Genomic DNA, 17,341 nt, shown 5'->3' with positions numbered 1-17,341 from the left:
CACTAAAACACTCATAATTCTACATGAAACCCACTTGTTTTTATATAGACCATTAGTGCCAAGTAATGAAGTGTAGATTTTTTATGTTATTTGACCGTGAATTTTAAAGCCTTCCCCTAGCACCTCATTCGTATCGCTCAAAATGACAAAAGCTCCCGGATCCGTCGCCTTCACCAGCTCTTTCAACCGACTTACCTCTGTCTGCCCAACGACAACCATCAGCACCATTCTAGCTTCTCCCGTATATCCGCCTGTCGCCTGCAGCATAGTTACCCCTCGATCCAGCTCAGTTAGAATGACTTGCTTAATAACTTCCGCCTGCCCCGAGATAATAAAAGCAACCTTCGAATAGTTGAACCCAATTTGCACGACATTGATCGTTTTACTCGTTACGAACAGACCAATCAGCGCATATAACGCTTTCTCAGGTGACAAAACTATTCCCGCGGCCAAAATAACCATTCCGTCCAGCATGGCCACAGCTAACCCCAAGCTCATACCCGTAAACCTATGCACCAGTTGTGCAGCCAAGTCTAGTCCGCCTGTTGAGCCTTTTCCCCGAAAAACAAGTCCGAGCCCGATTCCAATCAAAATACCTCCATAAATACTCGCCAGCAATAAATTGTCTGTTAAAGAGGGGAGCCCTCTAGTAAGCAAAACCAATAACGGAAGTAATACGGATCCGACTGCCGTCTTTGCTCCGAATTTTCGTCCGAGCAGCCACAAACCGACTAAAAATAAAGGGATATTAAGGGCCCATTGTGTAAGTGCCGGCTCTATCCCGAATAATTGTCGGATTATGATACTTATTCCTGTAGTCCCTCCGGAAGCAATCTTGTTCGGATTTAGAAACATATTAAAGCTTGTTGCAATTAACAAAGATCCAAGCAACAGCAATATATATTCACTGTACCAATGAGTGCGGTGATTCTGGTTCAAGCTTTGGTTTCGCTTCTTTTTACCGTTCACAGGCGGCTCGCTCCCCTTCGTTTATACCCAGTACAGTACATAATAGCTTGCACGAAAAAAATCCCACATGCGGATGCCCCGTACACATAGCGCGCTGCAAGTTACAGAGGCTTATCCCTCTATTCCTATGATTAGCGGTATGTGTTTAGACATTACATGTAGGATTTGCTTGAAAGACTAAAATTATGAACTGAGGATAAACGATTGCGCCGTCCATTCAAGGAAAGAGCGAGTTTGTCTATTCAATAAAACGTGCCGTATAACTAGGATTCCGAAGATTCGGGTTTGATTTGCTGCCTCAAATAAGCATCGATGAATGTATCCAAATCGCCGTCCATTACAGCACCAACATTCCCGGTTTCTGCTAAAGTCCGGTGATCCTTAACCATGCTGTACGGATGGAACACGTAGGAGCGTATTTGGCTGCCCCATGCGATATCCGATACCTCGCCGCGTATCTCGGCAAGATGTTTCAGGTTCTCTTCGATCTTCCTCTCGTAAAGCTTGGAACGAAGCATCTTCATGGCACGTTCACGGTTTTTGATCTGCGAGCGCTCGGTCTGACAACTTACGACAACTCCTGTTGGCATATGTGTAATCCGTACCGCAGAGTCCGTGGTATTGATGTGCTGTCCGCCGGCGCCGCTTGCTCGATAAGTATCTACCTTCAAATCCTCCGTACGAATATCCACTTCCACGTCATCATCGATTTCGGGCATGATATCGCAGGATACGAAGGAGGTGTGGCGGCGACCCGATGCATCGAAGGGGGATATGCGCACCAATCGGTGCACGCCCTTCTCAGCCTTCAGATAACCGTAGGCGTTGTACCCCTTGATTAGCAGCGTCACACTTTTCACGCCTGCTTCGTCACCCGGCAAATAGTCGAGCACCTCGACTTTGAAGTCTCGCTTCTCCGCCCATCTCCGATACATACGAAGCAGCATCTCCGCCCAGTCCTGCGACTCGGTACCGCCCGCTCCCGGATGCAGCTCAAGGATCGCATTGAGCTTGTCATAAGGCTGACTAAGCAGCAGCTGCAGCTCGAAGTTTTCAAGCTTAGCCACCAGGGCTTTAATGCCCTGCTTAATGTCCGCGGCCATACTGTCATCGAATTCCTCCTGAACAAGCTCGGCCATCATCTCCAAATCCTCGTATTCTGCCGAGAACGCCTGAATTTGATCGACACCGCCTTTGACAGCGTTCATATCTGCGATGACCTTTTGCGCTTCCTCATTGTCATCCCAGAAATCCGGCGCCGCCATCTTTTCCTCAAAGTTAGCGATTTGCTCCAGCTTCAGATCTAAGTCAAAGAGACCCCCTAAGCTCAGCTAACCGTTTAGCCGTTTCTCGTAAATCATGCTTCACATCCGGATCCAACATTCCGACCACTCCCTAATTATTCACAAGATTGCAATTATACTTTCCGGTTATACGAAAAGGGGCCGGCAACACTTCACCGGCTACCCTCCAGACCTCATACAATACATGATCTTGCTTAAGCTTCACCATGACATTGCTTGTATTTCTTGCCGCTACCGCATGGACATAAATCGTTGCGTCCGATTCGGTCTTCATTTACAACCGGTTTTTTGGGAGCTGGCTCACCATCAGTGACAGTCATATCAGCTTCAATCACCGGCTGACGCTCCAGATTCGCTTCTACGTGAGCTTTCATAATATACGTAGCAACTTCCTCTTGGATGCTTTGAATCATTTCCTGGAACATCTCGAAGCCCTCAAACTGATATTCCCTCAAAGGATCGGTACCGCCGTAAGCGCGCAAATGAATTCCTTGGCGAAGCTGGTCCATCGCATCGATATGATCCATCCATTTGGAGTCAACCGCACGAAGCACGACAACCTTCTCGAACTCACGCATAAATTCTTCGCTGATTGCTTGCTCCCGCTCTTCATACGTACGCATTACAAGATCTTTGATCTGCTGGACGATTTCTTCCTTTTCCTTGCCCCACAGCTCATCTGCGGTTAACTGCCCTTCATGAAGGAATGTTCCGTTAGCATAATCAATAATCGCCTGCAAATCCCATTCTTCCGGTACTAAATCTGCCGGGCAATGCGCTTCGACAATCCGTTCTACTACAGGCATTATCATGCCCAGTGTAATATCACGGATATTTTCGGATTCCATAACCTCACGACGCTGCTTATAAATAATTTCACGCTGCTGGTTCATCACATCATCATACTGGAGAACAACTTTACGTACATCAAAGTTATTGCCTTCCACACGCTTCTGTGCCGACTCAACGGCTTTCGAGATCAGCTTGCTCTCAATGGGTTGATCTTCCTCGAAGCCCAGACGGTCCATCATGCCCATGATATTCTCGGCACCGAAACGGCGCATCAATTCATCTTCCATCGACAGATAGAACTGTGAGGATCCCGGATCTCCTTGACGGCCTGCACGACCGCGCAGCTGATTATCGATCCGGCGGCTTTCATGCCGCTCCGTACCTATAATATGCAGCCCGCCAGCATCATGTACACCTTCACCCAGAACAATATCCGTACCGCGGCCCGCCATATTCGTAGCAATCGTCACTGCGCCTGGCTGACCTGCACGTGAGACAATTTCTGCCTCTTCCGCATGGTACTTGGCATTCAACACTTTATGCTGTACACCTTTACGCTTCAGCATTTCAGATAAACGCTCGGAATTCTCAATGGATACTGTACCTACCAGCACCGGCTGATTATTCTGATGCCGTTTTACAATCTCCTCCACTACCGAGCGGAATTTGCTGTTGACCGATTTATAAACGATATCCGGGTTGTCTTGACGAATCATTGGGCGATTCGTAGGTACAACGATAACCTCAAGCCCGTAGATCTTCTTGAACTCTTCTTCTTCCGTCTTCGCTGTACCCGTCATACCGGAAAGCTTACGATACATCCGGAAGTAGTTCTGGAACGTGATCGTTGCGAGCGTCATGGATTCATTCTGTACCTGCAAACGCTCTTTCGCTTCAATAGCTTGGTGCAAGCCTTCGCTGTAACGGCGACCCGTCATCAGACGTCCTGTAAACTCGTCTACAATGACAACTTCTTCGTCTTGAACAACATAGTCCACATCGCGTTTCATAATAACATGAGCTTTTAGAGCCTGTGTAATATGATGGTTTATCGTCACATTAGCATGGTCGAACAAGTTCTCGATGCCGAATGCTTCCTCGGCTTTCGTAACACCCGCTTCAGTTAACGTGGTAGACCTCATTTTGATATCGATGGTGTAATCTTCTTCATCCTTCAACCGGCTCACGAAACGATCCGCCTGATAATACATATCTGTTGATTTGGCGGCTTGTCCCGAAATAATGAGCGGTGTTCTCGCTTCATCGACCAAGATGGAGTCCACCTCATCTATGACCGCGAAATACAATGGACGCTGCACCATTTGCTCTTTATACATAACCATGTTGTCGCGCAAATAATCGAATCCGAATTCGTTATTGGTTCCGTAAGTAATATCACAAGAATAAGCCGCCTGCTTCTGAGGATGCTCCAAGTTATTCAAGTTAACGCCTACAGTCATGCCCAGGAACTCATAGATTCTTCCCATCTCCGCGCTATCCCGTTGGGCCAAGTAGTCATTGACTGTAACTACATGTACCCCTTTGCCTAACAACGCGTTTAAATAGACTGGCAGAGTTCCGACCAAAGTCTTCCCTTCACCGGTTCTCATCTCAGCGATTCGGCCTTCATGAAGCACCATACCGCCGACCAGCTGTACATCATAATGCCGCTTACCCAATACCCGCTTGGAGGCTTCACGCACTACTGCAAATGCTTCTGGCAGCAGATCATCCAGCGTCTCATCCTTCTCTAAACGCTCGCGAAACTCCACAGTTTTGTTACGAAGCTCTTCATCCGATAACCCCGTAACGGACGACTCCAGCTCATTGATAGCTTCGACGGTTCTCATCAAGCGCTTTATTTCACGCTCGTTGGAATCTCCGAATATTTTCTTAACGAGTCCTAACATGGGCTCATCTCCCTTTTATAAGAACGGTTTGCCTTAAATTGTAGCAGTTTGCGACAAGAGTCGCAAGAACTGTGATGCTGTCTGCTATATCTTTCTGCCATTTGCCTTCCTTTATACCTAAAAAGGAGCCGCCGGTTAGGCAAGCTCCTGTATGTCCTAATTTATTTGGCGGGTTCTATAAGGCCGTATTTGCCGTCTTGTCGTTTGTAAACCACATTAACCTGCTCCGTCAACATATTCGAAAATACGAAGAAGCTGTGTCCCACCATGTTCATCTGCAGAATCGCTTCTTCAATGTCCATTGGTTTGAGTGTGAAGCTCTTGGTTCTTACCAGTTCATAATCATCATCTTCTTCAAATTGGACGGGGGTGTCCACTTTCAATATATCACGAATACCGCCTTCTTGGCGTATCTTCCGATTTACCTTGGTCTTGTGCTTCCTTATCTGCCTCTCTAGTTTGTCGCATACCAGATCAATTGATGCATACATATCATTATTCTTCTCTTCCGCGCGGAGCATGACTCCTGTTAATGGAATCGTCACCTCGACGGTTTGCATTCCTTTAATCACGCTTAACGTTACATACACTTCAGAAGTGGGGGGAGCTTCAAAGTACCTTTCCAGCTTAGTCAGCTTTTTCTCAACATAGTCTCTTAATGCCTCTGTAACCTCGATATTTTCTCCGCGAATGTTGAATTTCATTGTACTTCTCCTCCTTTCATGTACCTAGTATACTATATTCCCCAACCACCTTCAAAAATCCTCTATTATTTTTTGTCATATTTCAGAATTTTCTATCAATTTAGTGAACAAAAAAAATCACCCCGGAAAAACCAGGGTGCTGTAGCGTTCAAGCTTCTATACCATTAGGGCAAAATATTGCCGAAATTACCGAATAATTATAATTTGGTAACGTTAGCAGCTTGCGGTCCGCGTGCGCCTTCTACGATATCAAACTCAACGGACTGACCTTCTTCCAATGTCTTGAAGCCTTCTGTTTGAATCGCAGAGAAATGTACAAATACATCCCCTCCGTCTTCGCGCTCAATGAAACCGTAACCCTTTTCTGCGTTGAACCATTTCACTTTACCTTGCATGCCAAACATTCCCTTCATTATCAAATAAAATCAATTGGAATAAGGGCTGAGCCCACATTTTGAATATATCATCCCCAAATTAAGAATGTCAATTATCTCCACCCATTGTTAGCCAAATATTTAGAAAATTCAAGTATTAACATCATCTTAATAACTAATTCACAGGTAAAAACGCCCTTCTAGCAAGCTTACATCGATGTTTTCAAAAGAGTTGTGCACAGAGTTATCCACATTGTCCACAGGGCAAACAAGGCTTATGCACAAAATGATGGGATATAAGTGATGGTTTTGAGAATGTATTCCCAATAAAGGTTGTAATAATTTTCAATAATGGACACAACAAAAAACCGCACAAACCTGTTTGTACGGTGTTGTTGGTAAGTGTTTAATTGGGAAGCTTAGATTTTAATATCCATAAATGAACTTAGGCCTGACGGCTGCTGCATAGTACGAGTATTTTTGGCGGGGTCGTTGAGCACTTCTTTGATTTGCTGATTGACCACCTGTTCTGCATTTGATTTACCTATTTCAATAGCATTAACCACAACACCTTTGACTGGCGTTCCGCCAATATTAAAACTCATTTATCCTCACCCTCCGCAACTAATTACTTTCTTCTATTGAATAAAACACTATCCAGTGTATAGTCCTTATCATAAGCCTGTTTGTATTTATCCGCAGTTTGAAACTTGTCAATCGCTTTCTGAGCTTCTTCCTTAACCACCATCATTCTAGCGCCTATCAGTTTATCCTGGTCAAGGATTTGGTTGATTCTCGGCTCGTATTCAGCTAGAGGCTCCTCTTTAATTTCCGCAAGAAGCCTTTCTCGCTCAAAAACAAATTCAGATAAGTCGTGATAATCTGCAAACTCCAGATTTTGAACCATCTGGTAAGTCAATGCTTCAACCTGCAGCAGAATTCCTTCCGCCTTGCTCATGCTTGTGTCCCTGCCGTTGGGCGCACCGCATTGCTAGCTTTCGCAGCTTGAATCCACGTTTCTTTTAACTCTACAAAGTATTGTATAACCTCTTCTATAGGTTCAACTTCTTTCTTAGTGTTCGCTTGAAGCAACCTGTAGAGAAAATAATCATATAGCCTTAATAAGCCTTCAGCCACTGGAGACGAGTTATCAAGTGTGATGATAAATTCATTAATAATATCCTGAACTTTGTTTATATGCAAATTCGCTTCTACGTACTGCTGCTTCTGTATATCTTGGATAGCGAGCTTGCTAAAACGGATAGCACCATCGCACAGCATGATTAATAATTGAGCCGGCGAAGCAGTCTGGATGGCATTTTCTAAATACTTATTGGCCTGTGGGTTATTAATCATTAGATGGCCTCCTTCTACATCCTTATTTACCTGCCATTTGGCTTATCAATTGTGAGCCTTGGGAGTTCAATTTATCTAAAGCCGTCTCCATAGCTGAAAACTGCTTATAATAATTGTCTTCAATAGTAGCCAGTCGTTTTTGCATGACTGTCATGTCTTTAGCTATAAGTGAAATTTGTTTCGACAATAGACTGTCATCATAAGAAATATTAGCAAGACCGGCTTTCGTTGTCAGCGAAGTAAGTCCAGTATTTAACTGGCTGTATAATCTTTCACCGACCCCTGCTTTGGCTGGATTATCATCCGTAGCATCTCCAGTAAATATTGCTTTCACCGCTTCTGGATTAGCCTCAATCGCTTCACGGAGCTTGGTCTCATTATTTAAATATAACTTCCCGTTTTCAAAATATTGACCCGTATCAATACCAATGGAAGCTAGCGAGTTATATTTACTGGATCCTGAATCAACGATAGCCGAAATATTAGATCGCAAGGTGCGGGTTATGCTTGCAAGGATAGGATCATTACGTAGAAGTCCGGCCTTAGCTTTGTTTTCCCAGCTTTCAATTTGCTTCTCAGAGAGCGCTTCTTTCTGTGCGTCTGTCAATGGTGCGTAATCCGAGTTTTTAGTTTCGGTACTCTTATCATTTACGATTTTGAGGATATCATTGTAATCGGAAATAAAGCTCTTGATCGACTCCACTATCTTGTCTGTGTCCGGCTTGGTGCTGATTGTTGAAACGGATCCTCCGGATTTTTTGAGTGTAACTTCAACACCATTGAAGGTGAATACGTTACTGGTACGGGTGGTACTTAGCCCATTAATTGTAACCTGTGCATCGGCACCCGCAATACGACCAGTAGCTTGGTTTGTGTTGACTTTGAAAACATCAGTAAGCAAGCTACCTTCAAATGTGATGACATCCCCTTTACCGTCTGCTCCATTTGTTTTCCCAGTGGCGTTAGACATGAAAGAAATCTTTTTCTCAGCAGAGTCATAAAACGCGGTTACATTCGTATTCTTGTTTATTTTTGAAATAACATCGTTCAAAGAGTCTTTCGAAGAATCTACAGAAATTTGCGTTCCATTAATCTTTATCGAATAATTACCTGTTACGGGGGAATTTACAAATTTGGCACTTTGACTTGCTAACGTTGCAGTAGGGTTGAAGCCATCTGTCGTAATTGTATCTTCACTAACCTTGGATGCCGCAACTGCCAGACCATCAACTTTAATCAAAAGATTGGTGTTTATCGCACTCGCCGTTCCCTTTGCCGTAACTGCATCCGTATTTCCTGTTATGGTAACTGTTTTGGCATTAAAGGTGCTTTCCGCCTTGAAGTTAAAAAGCTTAGTGTTACGAAACTCTGTAACCTTCGTATTAATTTCCCGATAAGCATCCCTTTGCCATTCAACGGTTTGCTTCTTTTGGCCTAACTTGTCTAAGGGCACTCGCTTGGCCTGCATCAGTTTAGTTACAGTTCCATCCGTATCGAAGCCGCTGGACAATCCACTAATACGCATAACCATAAATGCTCACCTACCTGACTTTTATCTTTTTTCATCTACAAGAATGCCAGCCATTTTCCACAGATTTGCTACCATATCCATAGTCTTCTCCGGCGGAATTTCGCGAATCACTCTTCCCGTGTCTTTCTCCAGTACCTTCACCATAATTTGCTTGGTTTGTGCATGAATGGAGAACTCCAAGGATGTAGCACTGCCCTCTGCCGCTTTAATGGCTCTATCAATCGCTTTAATAAGTTGTTCCTCACTTATAGGGATATGCTCTCCCTTGTACTCAGCCGTCTTCATTTCTCTCAAGCTCTGAACCGCTGGTGCCACCGATTCTGTCGTCGCTTTCTCAGTTCTAACTGGAATGCTAGTCGCGACTCCTTGATTTACCGTCCCTGTTGTATTGAAATTTGCTTCCATGCTCATCCCTCCAACATCCTTTATACAAGTATATCGGAATAAAAAATGGATATTATTAGATAGAAACCGGATTTTTCCTAAAAGACCCAACTATTTTTTTCGTTGCATCTATGACATCCTGAACATCTTGATCCGTCATTTTGGGAAACAACGGTAGTGTAAGTGCTTCTTCATAATAGCTTTCCGCATTCGCACACTGTCCTTGGGCATATCCCAGCTCTTGATAATACGGTTGATTATACACAGGAATATAGTGTACATGAACACCTATATTTTCTGCACGGTAAGCATTAAACAGCTCTTTTCTGCCGACCGGATATGATTTCTTATCGAAACGAAGAACATATAAATGCCAACTTGAATTGGCTTTTTCAAGCTGATAGGGTACAACTATTCCCGGGATATCACGAAATGCCTCTGTATATAGCGCAGCAATTTCTCTTCTTCTGGTTACAAATTCATCTAGTCTATTCATTTGTGAAGTGCCTAACGATGCCTGCAGATCCGTCATCCGGTAGTGATAGCCAAGCGCTTGCATTTCGTAATACCACGGTCCATCATTCTGATTCAGCAGTTCAGGGTCTTTAGTTATGCCATGACTGCGGAACAGCACGAGCTTTTGATAAAATTCCTCATTATCCGTAACGATCATCCCACCCTCAGCGGTTGTCACATGCTTCAGAGGATGAAAGCTAAACATAGTCATGTCTGCAAGCGTTCCGATCTTTTTCCCGTCATATAGGGCACCTAGCGAATGAGCAGCGTCTTGAATAATAATGAGTCCATGTCGGTTAGCCAAATCGCGAAAACGTTCCATCTGTACCGGTTGTCCGGTAAAATCCACTGCAACGATTGCTTTCGTATGTTCCGTAATCTTACGCTCTGTGTCATGAGGACAGAGATTGTAGGTAGTGGCATCAATATCAGCAAATACAGGCTTGCCCCCTTGATATAAAACGCAGTTGCTGCTTGCTACAAAAGTTATCGGAGTCGTGATAACCTCATCGCCTTCACCGATACCAGCAGCAAAGCAAGCCCCATGTAATGCTGCGGTCCCACTGGAGAACGCTACCGCATATTTCACGCCTGCATAGTCAGCAACCGCCTTCTCAAACAGTTCTATCGCTGGGCCTTGCGTGATATAACCGCTCGTTAGGCTTTTCACCACGGCTTCTACATCTGTTTCATTAATCCACTGTTGACCGTATTGCAGCATTTGACTGCGGACCGGTTGTCCTCCGTGCAGCGCAAGCTTTTCCATATGCCGAGCCTCCGTTTCGTGATCCCCCTACGGGATTACATCAAATAGCTAGTCTTAATCCATTTCTCTGTCAGAGCTATGCCCTCTTCTAAAGTAACCTTTGGCTCCCAGCCAAGCAGCTCTTTTGCCTTGCTATAGTTACATAAGAGTTTTTGAATCTCGCTCTGTGGGTGAATATGCTCAACGTGCTTAATTCTTGATTCATCACCAATAATTAATTTGGCTAGGTCATTAACGCTTATATCTCTACCTAGTCCCGCATTTACAATTTGTCCATCCACTTTATCCGTGAATCCTGCTTCAACAACAAATCTTGCGCAATCCTCTACATATAACAGGTCTCTTGTCTGAGTCCCTTCTCCATAGATGTTCACATCAAGACCCGCAAGCTTATTCTTGATGAAGATAGCTACGACTCCACCTTCGCCGCCTGTTTTTTGAAATGGGCCATATGTATTAAAAGGCCGAATCACGACCGTAGGTAAACCGTAAGCATAGTAATAAGAGAGAACCATATTCTCCGCGGCAATCTTAGCTCCAGCATAGGGCGATGCCGGTTTGATCGGATGAAGTTCCGTAATTCCAGTCTCATCTGTACAACGGTCATACACCATGCAAGTACTCATAAAGACAACTTTGGTATTGTGTTTACGGCATTGTTCCATGACATAGAAGGTACCTATCGTGTCGTTATTAAAAGTTGTCCGAGGGTCATCAATAGAATCCTGAACATTAATAGAGGCTCCTAGATGATAACAAATATCGAAAGCCGTTTCGTTAAAAAGCTCCGTCAAAAGAGCCTCATTCTTGATATCGCCTTCTATGAAGCGCTTAAGTCCGGGGTGCCCGGCAAATTCATCTAGATTTTCCTTACGGCCGTTGGACAAATCGTCCAGTATCGTCAAGCTTTGTCCATCATCAAGAAGGCGCTTGGTGACCCATCTGCCGATAAATCCCGCTCCACCGGTTAGTAAAATGTTCATTATGATATGTCCCCCTTGAAATTACAATAATAAGTCCCAAGAAAGCGGAGTTCCTTTTTTCACATCTTTGTTGATGACTTTACCAAGCAACTCTTCATAATGTTTAGGAGGCATGCCGAATCCTGGTCGTATGGCGCGAAGATTTTCTACTGTAAACTTATCTCCTACTTGCATATCTTGAGCGATATATAAGGAACGGCGGAATACCAATGATGCTCGTTCCTTCTCCGTTGGCCCATAGCTTACTTGGCCTAATGCTTGCCATGCCCTTTCCGATTCGATCACGAGCGAGTGCATTTCTTCCGGCTCCATGGAAAAAGTCGAATCGACCCCACCGTCTGCGCGCCGAAGTGTGAAGTGCTTTTCAATCACGGTAGCTCCGAGTGCCACACTAGCAACAGCAACACCAACACCCATCGTATGGTCGGAAAGTCCAACTTGACATTGGAACAGCTCTTTAAGATGCGGGATAGTTAAAATGTTCGTATTTTCTGGTGTCGCAGGGTATGTGCTTGTACATTTCAAAAGTACCAAGTCTTTACATCCGACAGCTCTTGCTGCGCGTACCGTCTCATCCAATTCCGCTACCGTAGCCATCCCGGTGGAGATGATCATAGGTTTACCTGTAGCCGCCACTTTGCGAATAAGCGGAATATCGGTATTTTCAAACGATGCGATCTTGTACATGGGAACGTTGAGCGATTCCAAAAAATCTACAGCCGTCTCGTCAAAAGGTGTGCTAAATCCGATCATTCCAAGTTCGCTACATCGGTCGAATATAGGCTTATGCCACTCCCATGGGGTGTACGCCTGCTGATACAACTCATGCAGAGAGTTGCCCTTCCACAGGCTATTCGGATCGTCGATATAAAACTCGCCCTCAGCTAGATTAAGCGTCATCGTATCTGCAGTGTACGTTTGCAGCTTCAGCGCGTGCGCCCCTGCTTTCGCCGCGGCATCCACAATCGCTAGTGCGCGTTCCAACGACTGGTTGTGATTGCCTGACATTTCGGCTATGATGAGGGGTGGATGATTGGCACCGATATATTTACTTGTTACTTGAAAACCAGTCATGACTCATCCTCCGTTCAATTCAGTGACATGAAATTTAATACCAGCACTCAGATTTTCTATTTTATTTTTAACTTCTTCGTTTGAGCTTCCTTCCACAAGAATGTATCCTAAACGATCCAGACTACTTCTTAGACTATTAATGCTTTGTCCTTCTTTCACAAACAACTCCATTCGTACTAATTCAGGTGAAGCCTCAGAGGGCAACCCTTCTATTTTTTGCAAAATACCTGGTGGAGCTACCATAAATCCTATGCAGGCTGCACGATTTAGTTTTGGAAAAGATCTCATTTCATAATTCATAGCCATTCGAACGGCGTTTTCCACTAGGTCATATCCAGTTGCTAGTGGAACTAAATCGGTGGATATATAATCCCCTCCTAATCTAGGACCAATTTCTATAATAAAGCAACCTTCTGGATTTACTTTCACTTCGGCATGAGTGATTGCATTATTTATTCCTAGTGCATTAATTGAACTTCTAATGAGTTCATTTATTGATTCGCCCTCACTTAATGTGATATTAGCCGGAATAATGTGACCAGTTTCAACAAAATTTGGTGGTCCTGAGGTTATCTTCTCTGTAATTGCAATAATATCGGTGTTATTCTCATAAGTAATACTTTCCACCGAAAATTCTCTGCCTGAAATATATTCTTCAGCAATTAATATCTTATTTTTAGCATATTGGATAGCCTTCTCATACGCATATTCTATCCCTTGATGATTCTGGATTAAATAAACTCCTCTACTTGCGGAAGAATCCACAGGCTTCAAGATAAAAGGAAAGCCTAATTCTTCCGACTTGAAGAAAACATCACTAATGGAAGAGACTTTAGCAAATTTAGGCCCTGTTATGCCTGACTCATGTAATACTTCCCTGAGCAGTAGCTTATTAGTTGTTAATAGAGCTGAAATAGGTGAAATTGCGTTCAATCTTAGTTCGCGTGAAATAACACTCACGGTTCTCATGGGAAAATCCGAGTTTGTAATTATTCCGTCAATCATCAATTCTTTTGCGAATAAATGGAGCTTCTTTACGTCATTAGTGCTTATTTGATGAAACTCATCCGCTTCACTTTTGCCTGGTGCTAATGAATCCCAATCTACAGCTATTGTATAAATTCCCATTTCTTTTGCTTTTTTTAATATTGGTATTTGCAGACGGCTTGCACCAAGTACCAGCAATTTTTTCATTTTAAAACTCCACTCATTTGACAACAGTTATTAATAAATCCGAATTATACTTCTCATTTGTACTGCTCATGCTTTCCTTTGTAAAGCCCACGCTCACATGTGAAAAGGAAGAAAACAATCCCCTAACTTCCTCTTCATCAAAGAAATGCATTATTAAACCTTCTTCATTAGTGTGATTAGTATTCAACATAAACGTATTATTTTCTACTTTTTCACCTTGTCCATATCTTTTATCATCAGTAGCTCTAACAACAAGAAAAGCCTTTCCACCCTTTTTAAGGACACGGTACATTTCAGATATAATTTCTTTTATATCCGAAGTTGTAAAATAATAAATAACACTAAACGAGATTATCCCATCAAAACATCCGTTCTCAAAGGGTAACTCGGTGATTGAGCCCTGTACTAGCTGAGCTTCTAAATTTAACGAATGAAGAATTCCTTGAGTGTAATCCAACCCAGGTTTTGAAAAATCGATGCCCGTCATTCGATAGCCTTCCGACGCTAAACAAATGACATGTCTTCCTGCCCCGCATCCCAAGTCTAATACATGGGATTCTGCAGGACTAGGGAAATTCCCCCTAATAAATCGAATAACCATTTCATTCGGATACTTTAAACGAAATTGATTTTTTTCGTGTAATTGGTCCCATTTCTTTTGATGAATGTCGATGTACATGTACTCTCCTTACCCTTCTATGGAAGGCTGTTTTTTGTAGAATCGTTTAAGGCCTTTAGCTCGGGTTGGTTATTCATAAATGCAACAACTTCTGTTACAGAAATTAACGGGGCGGATTCGCTAAAAACATGAAATAATGTACTCAATAGTTCATAATCTTCACGCGTATCTAATGTTAATCTTAGCTGAGGATTATTTAATAATCCAGGACATTCGTATATAAAGCTTCGATAGCGATCTGTATATTCCGTAAAAGCAGTGACGATATGCTCGCGGTGGTGATCAGCGTTCATGTTCATAAATGCGTCTTCCAGAGCTTTCATAGTAAATAACTCCGATGTAAGTCCAATGGGCATCTTATCTTTTAAAATATAATCATAATGGGGTAACGCCCTATGAATCCGAACTATTTCATCGATAGTATTCGAATCCACTAAGGGACAATCGGATGTTACTCGAATAATGGCATCCGCACCATATTGTTTTGCCGATTGATAATACCTTTCAAGCACATCGGACTCTGACCCCCTTGTACAAAGTATATTCAATCTCTCGCAAAGCTCTGCAATTCCTTGGTCTCTCGGTTCCACGGTTGTTGCAACAATAACTTGGTCTAAATTACAAGCCGCTCTTACTCTTTCAATAACAACCTCTAAAACAGTTCTGTTTCCTAGCGGCATTAGTACTTTGCTTGGTAAACGTGTCGAACCTGTACGGGCCTGAATAATACCTACTACTTTCACACCAATTCACCACTTTTCCTATTCTGTAACAGTTCTTCCAATACATCCATTATGTACTCAGCTTCGTTATTTGCAATAGAAGGATGTGTAGGAATAGAAATGACGGATTGAACTGCTGCTTCAGAATTCAGAAATAAATCTTGATCTTGATTTAAATATCGATGCAGCGGCGGGTAAACCCCTCTTCCAAACTGAATACCCTTTGACTCTCCATATTTTAATACATCCTCAGGTCTTATCCCATTCTTCAATCTAATCATAAATCGAAAAAATACATTATCCTCTGTTACCTTGGGAAGTTCTATACACTCATATGACGACAAGCGTTGTGAGTAATAATTTGCAAGATATCTGCGTCGATGAATAAAACTATCAATTTTTCCAAGTTGATTTATTCCTAGAGCCGCATTTATTGAAGGCAATGTGTAATTATATCTAACAGAGTAAACTTTCTCATGGTCACTGTTCTCCAAATAATCTTTCATTCGAAAAAAAATCTTTTCATCATCCGTAAGCAGGATACCTCCAGATATGGCGGAGATCATTTTAGACTCATGAACTGAAAAAATAGATAGCGTGCCTTTAGAACCGACTCGGCTACCATATACATCAACTGCTCCTAAAGATAATGTGCCGTCTTCTATAACAGGTAAACCAAACTGTAAGTAAGGTTCAATAACAGTTGCTTTACCAAACATATGAGGAAAAATAATTGCTTTAGATTTGGAGGTAATACAGTGTTTCACTTTCTCGACCGATAATGTATAAAGAGAATTGGAAACGTCAAATTCACAGTCCACAAGAATGGGGATAGCTTGTACATAAAGGATTGCGTTTAATAATGCAGTACAAGTATACGATGGTATGATCACTTCATCGCCGGGCACAATCTCTAGCCCGAGCAACGCTAGATGCAATGCAGATGTCCCCGAGTTCACGGCTAAAGCATATTTTTTCCCGATATATGTTAAAAATTTTTCTTCGAATTGCTGTACATACTGTGTCAGTTTTTCCTGTGGCCCATGATATAACCTGAATATTTGAATGTCATCGTCTTCCATTCTGGGTGCAACTAAAGGAATCATCTCAGCACATCCTTGACTATGTTAGTAACCCTGGCAAGACCTTCTCCATCCACTAACTGTGCAGCGTATTGTGAAAGTTGCATCCTAACGTTTTTGTCCTGAAGCTCTTTAATAACTTTGTTCAAAACAGGTTCAGTTATGTGATCGTGCATACCAGCATTTAAAACACAACCCTGTTGATGTAAATATGAGGCTTCTTGATTCTGCTGCTGATTTTGACTAATGATGATTGCAGGTGTGCCAACACAACACGCTTCATACATAGTCATACCACCGGAGAGTATAGCTAAATCTGTATCAACCAATTGCTCCGACATATTTAAAACATTACGTAACACCTTAACATTAAGATGGCTTTCCAATAAATTTGGAGGTAGTTCATCAGATAACTTTCCTAAAACTACTGTAATATCAAAGCTGTAGTCAGAAAAACCCCTAAACATTGATAACACCTTAAGTGTTATCTGATTAGGATCAGATCCTCCGAAAGAAAGCAACACTTTCTTTATTTCGTTATTAATTAATTTTTCTTTTTTCCTAATTTCACGAAAAGAAGGATTCAGCAGGATATAGTTCGGCCCTTTACGGATAATATTTGAATCAATATTCAAGAACTTCACACTGCATGAGATAAGAATACTGCAATAATCCTTATCGCATAGTTCTCCATCATCATCAAAAATAATGGTTTGAATACCCAGTTTTTTTATTTTTTGGATAAATTCCAACCGCAGAACTTGTAACGGCATGTCGAAGATGATAGCTTCGGGACAGTTCCTTGTGCATAGTTGGTAGAACTCTTCGTAAGTTACTATTGGATAATTTAATTCAACTTGGTTACCCGGGGACGGATCCCTCAAAACATACAACTCTATTTTCAAGTCATTATGTTCCATGAAAGACGCAAGCATGCCGCATCTTGAGAGATGACCTAATCCGATGTTTTTACTTGCGCCAACTAATATTTTTATGTTCAT

18 protein-coding genes are annotated in these 17,341 nt (G+C 42.6%); all 18 read right to left on the bottom strand.

Annotation, left to right across the window (positions count from 1 at the left end; genetic code table 11):
• Positions 1 to 81: 81 nt before the first annotated feature.
• Entirely contained in the window at positions 82 to 939 is an 858-nt protein-coding gene (locus NV381_RS14425; protein WP_258214061.1) for a YitT family protein, read from the bottom strand.
• Between the two features lie 293 nt (positions 940 to 1,232).
• A protein-coding gene (gene prfB / locus NV381_RS14420) for a peptide chain release factor 2 (protein ID WP_258213985.1) occupies positions 1,233 to 2,352 on the bottom strand; the annotation gives its coding sequence in 2 pieces (ribosomal slippage) (positions 1,233 to 2,279 and positions 2,281 to 2,352; 1,119 coding nt in all).
• A 115-nt stretch (positions 2,353 to 2,467) separates the two neighbouring features.
• Positions 2,468 to 4,975, bottom strand: a complete 2,508-nt coding sequence (secA, locus tag NV381_RS14415) for a preprotein translocase subunit SecA (RefSeq protein ID WP_258213984.1) — start codon at positions 4,973 to 4,975, stop codon at positions 2,468 to 2,470.
• A gap of 161 nt (positions 4,976 to 5,136) precedes the next feature.
• Positions 5,137 to 5,679, bottom strand: a complete 543-nt coding sequence (gene hpf / locus NV381_RS14410; RefSeq protein ID WP_258213983.1) for a ribosome hibernation-promoting factor, HPF/YfiA family — start codon at positions 5,677 to 5,679, stop codon at positions 5,137 to 5,139.
• A 197-nt stretch (positions 5,680 to 5,876) separates the two neighbouring features.
• Positions 5,877 to 6,074 carry a cold shock domain-containing protein gene (locus NV381_RS14405; protein WP_133233880.1) on the bottom strand — a complete coding sequence of 66 codons (198 nt, stop codon included), beginning with the start codon at positions 6,072 to 6,074 and terminating at the stop codon, positions 5,877 to 5,879.
• Positions 6,075 to 6,472: 398 nt separating this feature from the next.
• Complete coding sequence (locus tag NV381_RS14400; RefSeq protein WP_258213982.1) at positions 6,473 to 6,658, bottom strand: hypothetical protein; 186 nt, start codon at positions 6,656 to 6,658, stop codon at positions 6,473 to 6,475.
• A gap of 23 nt (positions 6,659 to 6,681) precedes the next feature.
• Entirely contained in the window at positions 6,682 to 7,011 is a 330-nt protein-coding gene (locus tag NV381_RS14395) for a flagellar protein FliT (protein ID WP_258213981.1), read from the bottom strand.
• Positions 7,008 to 7,409 carry a flagellar export chaperone FliS gene (fliS, locus tag NV381_RS14390; protein ID WP_258213980.1) on the bottom strand — a complete coding sequence of 134 codons (402 nt, stop codon included), beginning with the start codon at positions 7,407 to 7,409 and terminating at the stop codon, positions 7,008 to 7,010. The genes NV381_RS14395 and fliS overlap by 4 nt, the downstream gene beginning before the upstream one ends.
• Positions 7,410 to 7,431: 22 nt before the next feature.
• Complete coding sequence (gene fliD, locus NV381_RS14385; RefSeq protein ID WP_258213979.1) at positions 7,432 to 8,940, bottom strand: flagellar filament capping protein FliD; 1,509 nt, start codon at positions 8,938 to 8,940, stop codon at positions 7,432 to 7,434.
• Between the two features lie 21 nt (positions 8,941 to 8,961).
• Positions 8,962 to 9,345: a flagellar protein FlaG gene (locus NV381_RS14380; RefSeq protein WP_258213978.1), complete on the bottom strand. Its 384-nt coding sequence runs from the start codon at positions 9,343 to 9,345 to the stop codon at positions 8,962 to 8,964.
• Positions 9,346 to 9,400: 55 nt separating this feature from the next.
• Positions 9,401 to 10,606 carry a UDP-4-amino-4,6-dideoxy-N-acetyl-beta-L-altrosamine transaminase gene (gene pseC / locus NV381_RS14375; protein ID WP_258213977.1) on the bottom strand — a complete coding sequence of 402 codons (1,206 nt, stop codon included), beginning with the start codon at positions 10,604 to 10,606 and terminating at the stop codon, positions 9,401 to 9,403.
• 35 nt (positions 10,607 to 10,641) lie between these two features.
• Positions 10,642 to 11,589, bottom strand: coding sequence for a dTDP-glucose 4,6-dehydratase (locus tag NV381_RS14370; protein WP_258213976.1), 948 nt, complete (start codon positions 11,587 to 11,589; stop codon positions 10,642 to 10,644).
• A gap of 21 nt (positions 11,590 to 11,610) precedes the next feature.
• Positions 11,611 to 12,663: a pseudaminic acid synthase gene (pseI, locus tag NV381_RS14365; protein WP_258213975.1), complete on the bottom strand. Its 1,053-nt coding sequence runs from the start codon at positions 12,661 to 12,663 to the stop codon at positions 11,611 to 11,613.
• 3 nt (positions 12,664 to 12,666) lie between these two features.
• Positions 12,667 to 13,857, bottom strand: coding sequence for an ATP-grasp domain-containing protein (locus NV381_RS14360; RefSeq protein ID WP_258213974.1), 1,191 nt, complete (start codon positions 13,855 to 13,857; stop codon positions 12,667 to 12,669).
• A 13-nt stretch (positions 13,858 to 13,870) separates the two neighbouring features.
• Positions 13,871 to 14,536: a class I SAM-dependent methyltransferase gene (locus NV381_RS14355; protein WP_258213973.1), complete on the bottom strand. Its 666-nt coding sequence runs from the start codon at positions 14,534 to 14,536 to the stop codon at positions 13,871 to 13,873.
• 17 nt (positions 14,537 to 14,553) lie between these two features.
• Positions 14,554 to 15,279 (bottom strand): glycosyltransferase family protein, encoded by a 726-nt coding sequence (locus NV381_RS14350; protein WP_258213972.1) that lies wholly within the window; start codon positions 15,277 to 15,279, stop codon positions 14,554 to 14,556.
• The gene (locus NV381_RS14345) at positions 15,276 to 16,364 is read right to left on the bottom strand and encodes a DegT/DnrJ/EryC1/StrS family aminotransferase (RefSeq protein ID WP_258213971.1); all 1,089 of its coding nucleotides are present in this window, start codon (positions 16,362 to 16,364) and stop codon (positions 15,276 to 15,278) included. Before NV381_RS14345 ends, NV381_RS14350 begins: the two co-directional genes overlap by 4 nt.
• Positions 16,361 to 17,341, bottom strand: a complete 981-nt coding sequence (locus tag NV381_RS14340) for a PseG/SpsG family protein (RefSeq protein WP_258213970.1) — start codon at positions 17,339 to 17,341, stop codon at positions 16,361 to 16,363. Before NV381_RS14340 ends, NV381_RS14345 begins: the two co-directional genes overlap by 4 nt.

Origin of the sequence: Paenibacillus radicis (ex Xue et al. 2023), from assembly GCF_024722015.1 — a bacterium.
Taxonomy (GTDB): Bacteria; Bacillota; Bacilli; order Paenibacillales; family NBRC-103111; genus Paenibacillus_S.
This window is presented reverse-complemented; position numbering and strand designations above follow the sequence as displayed.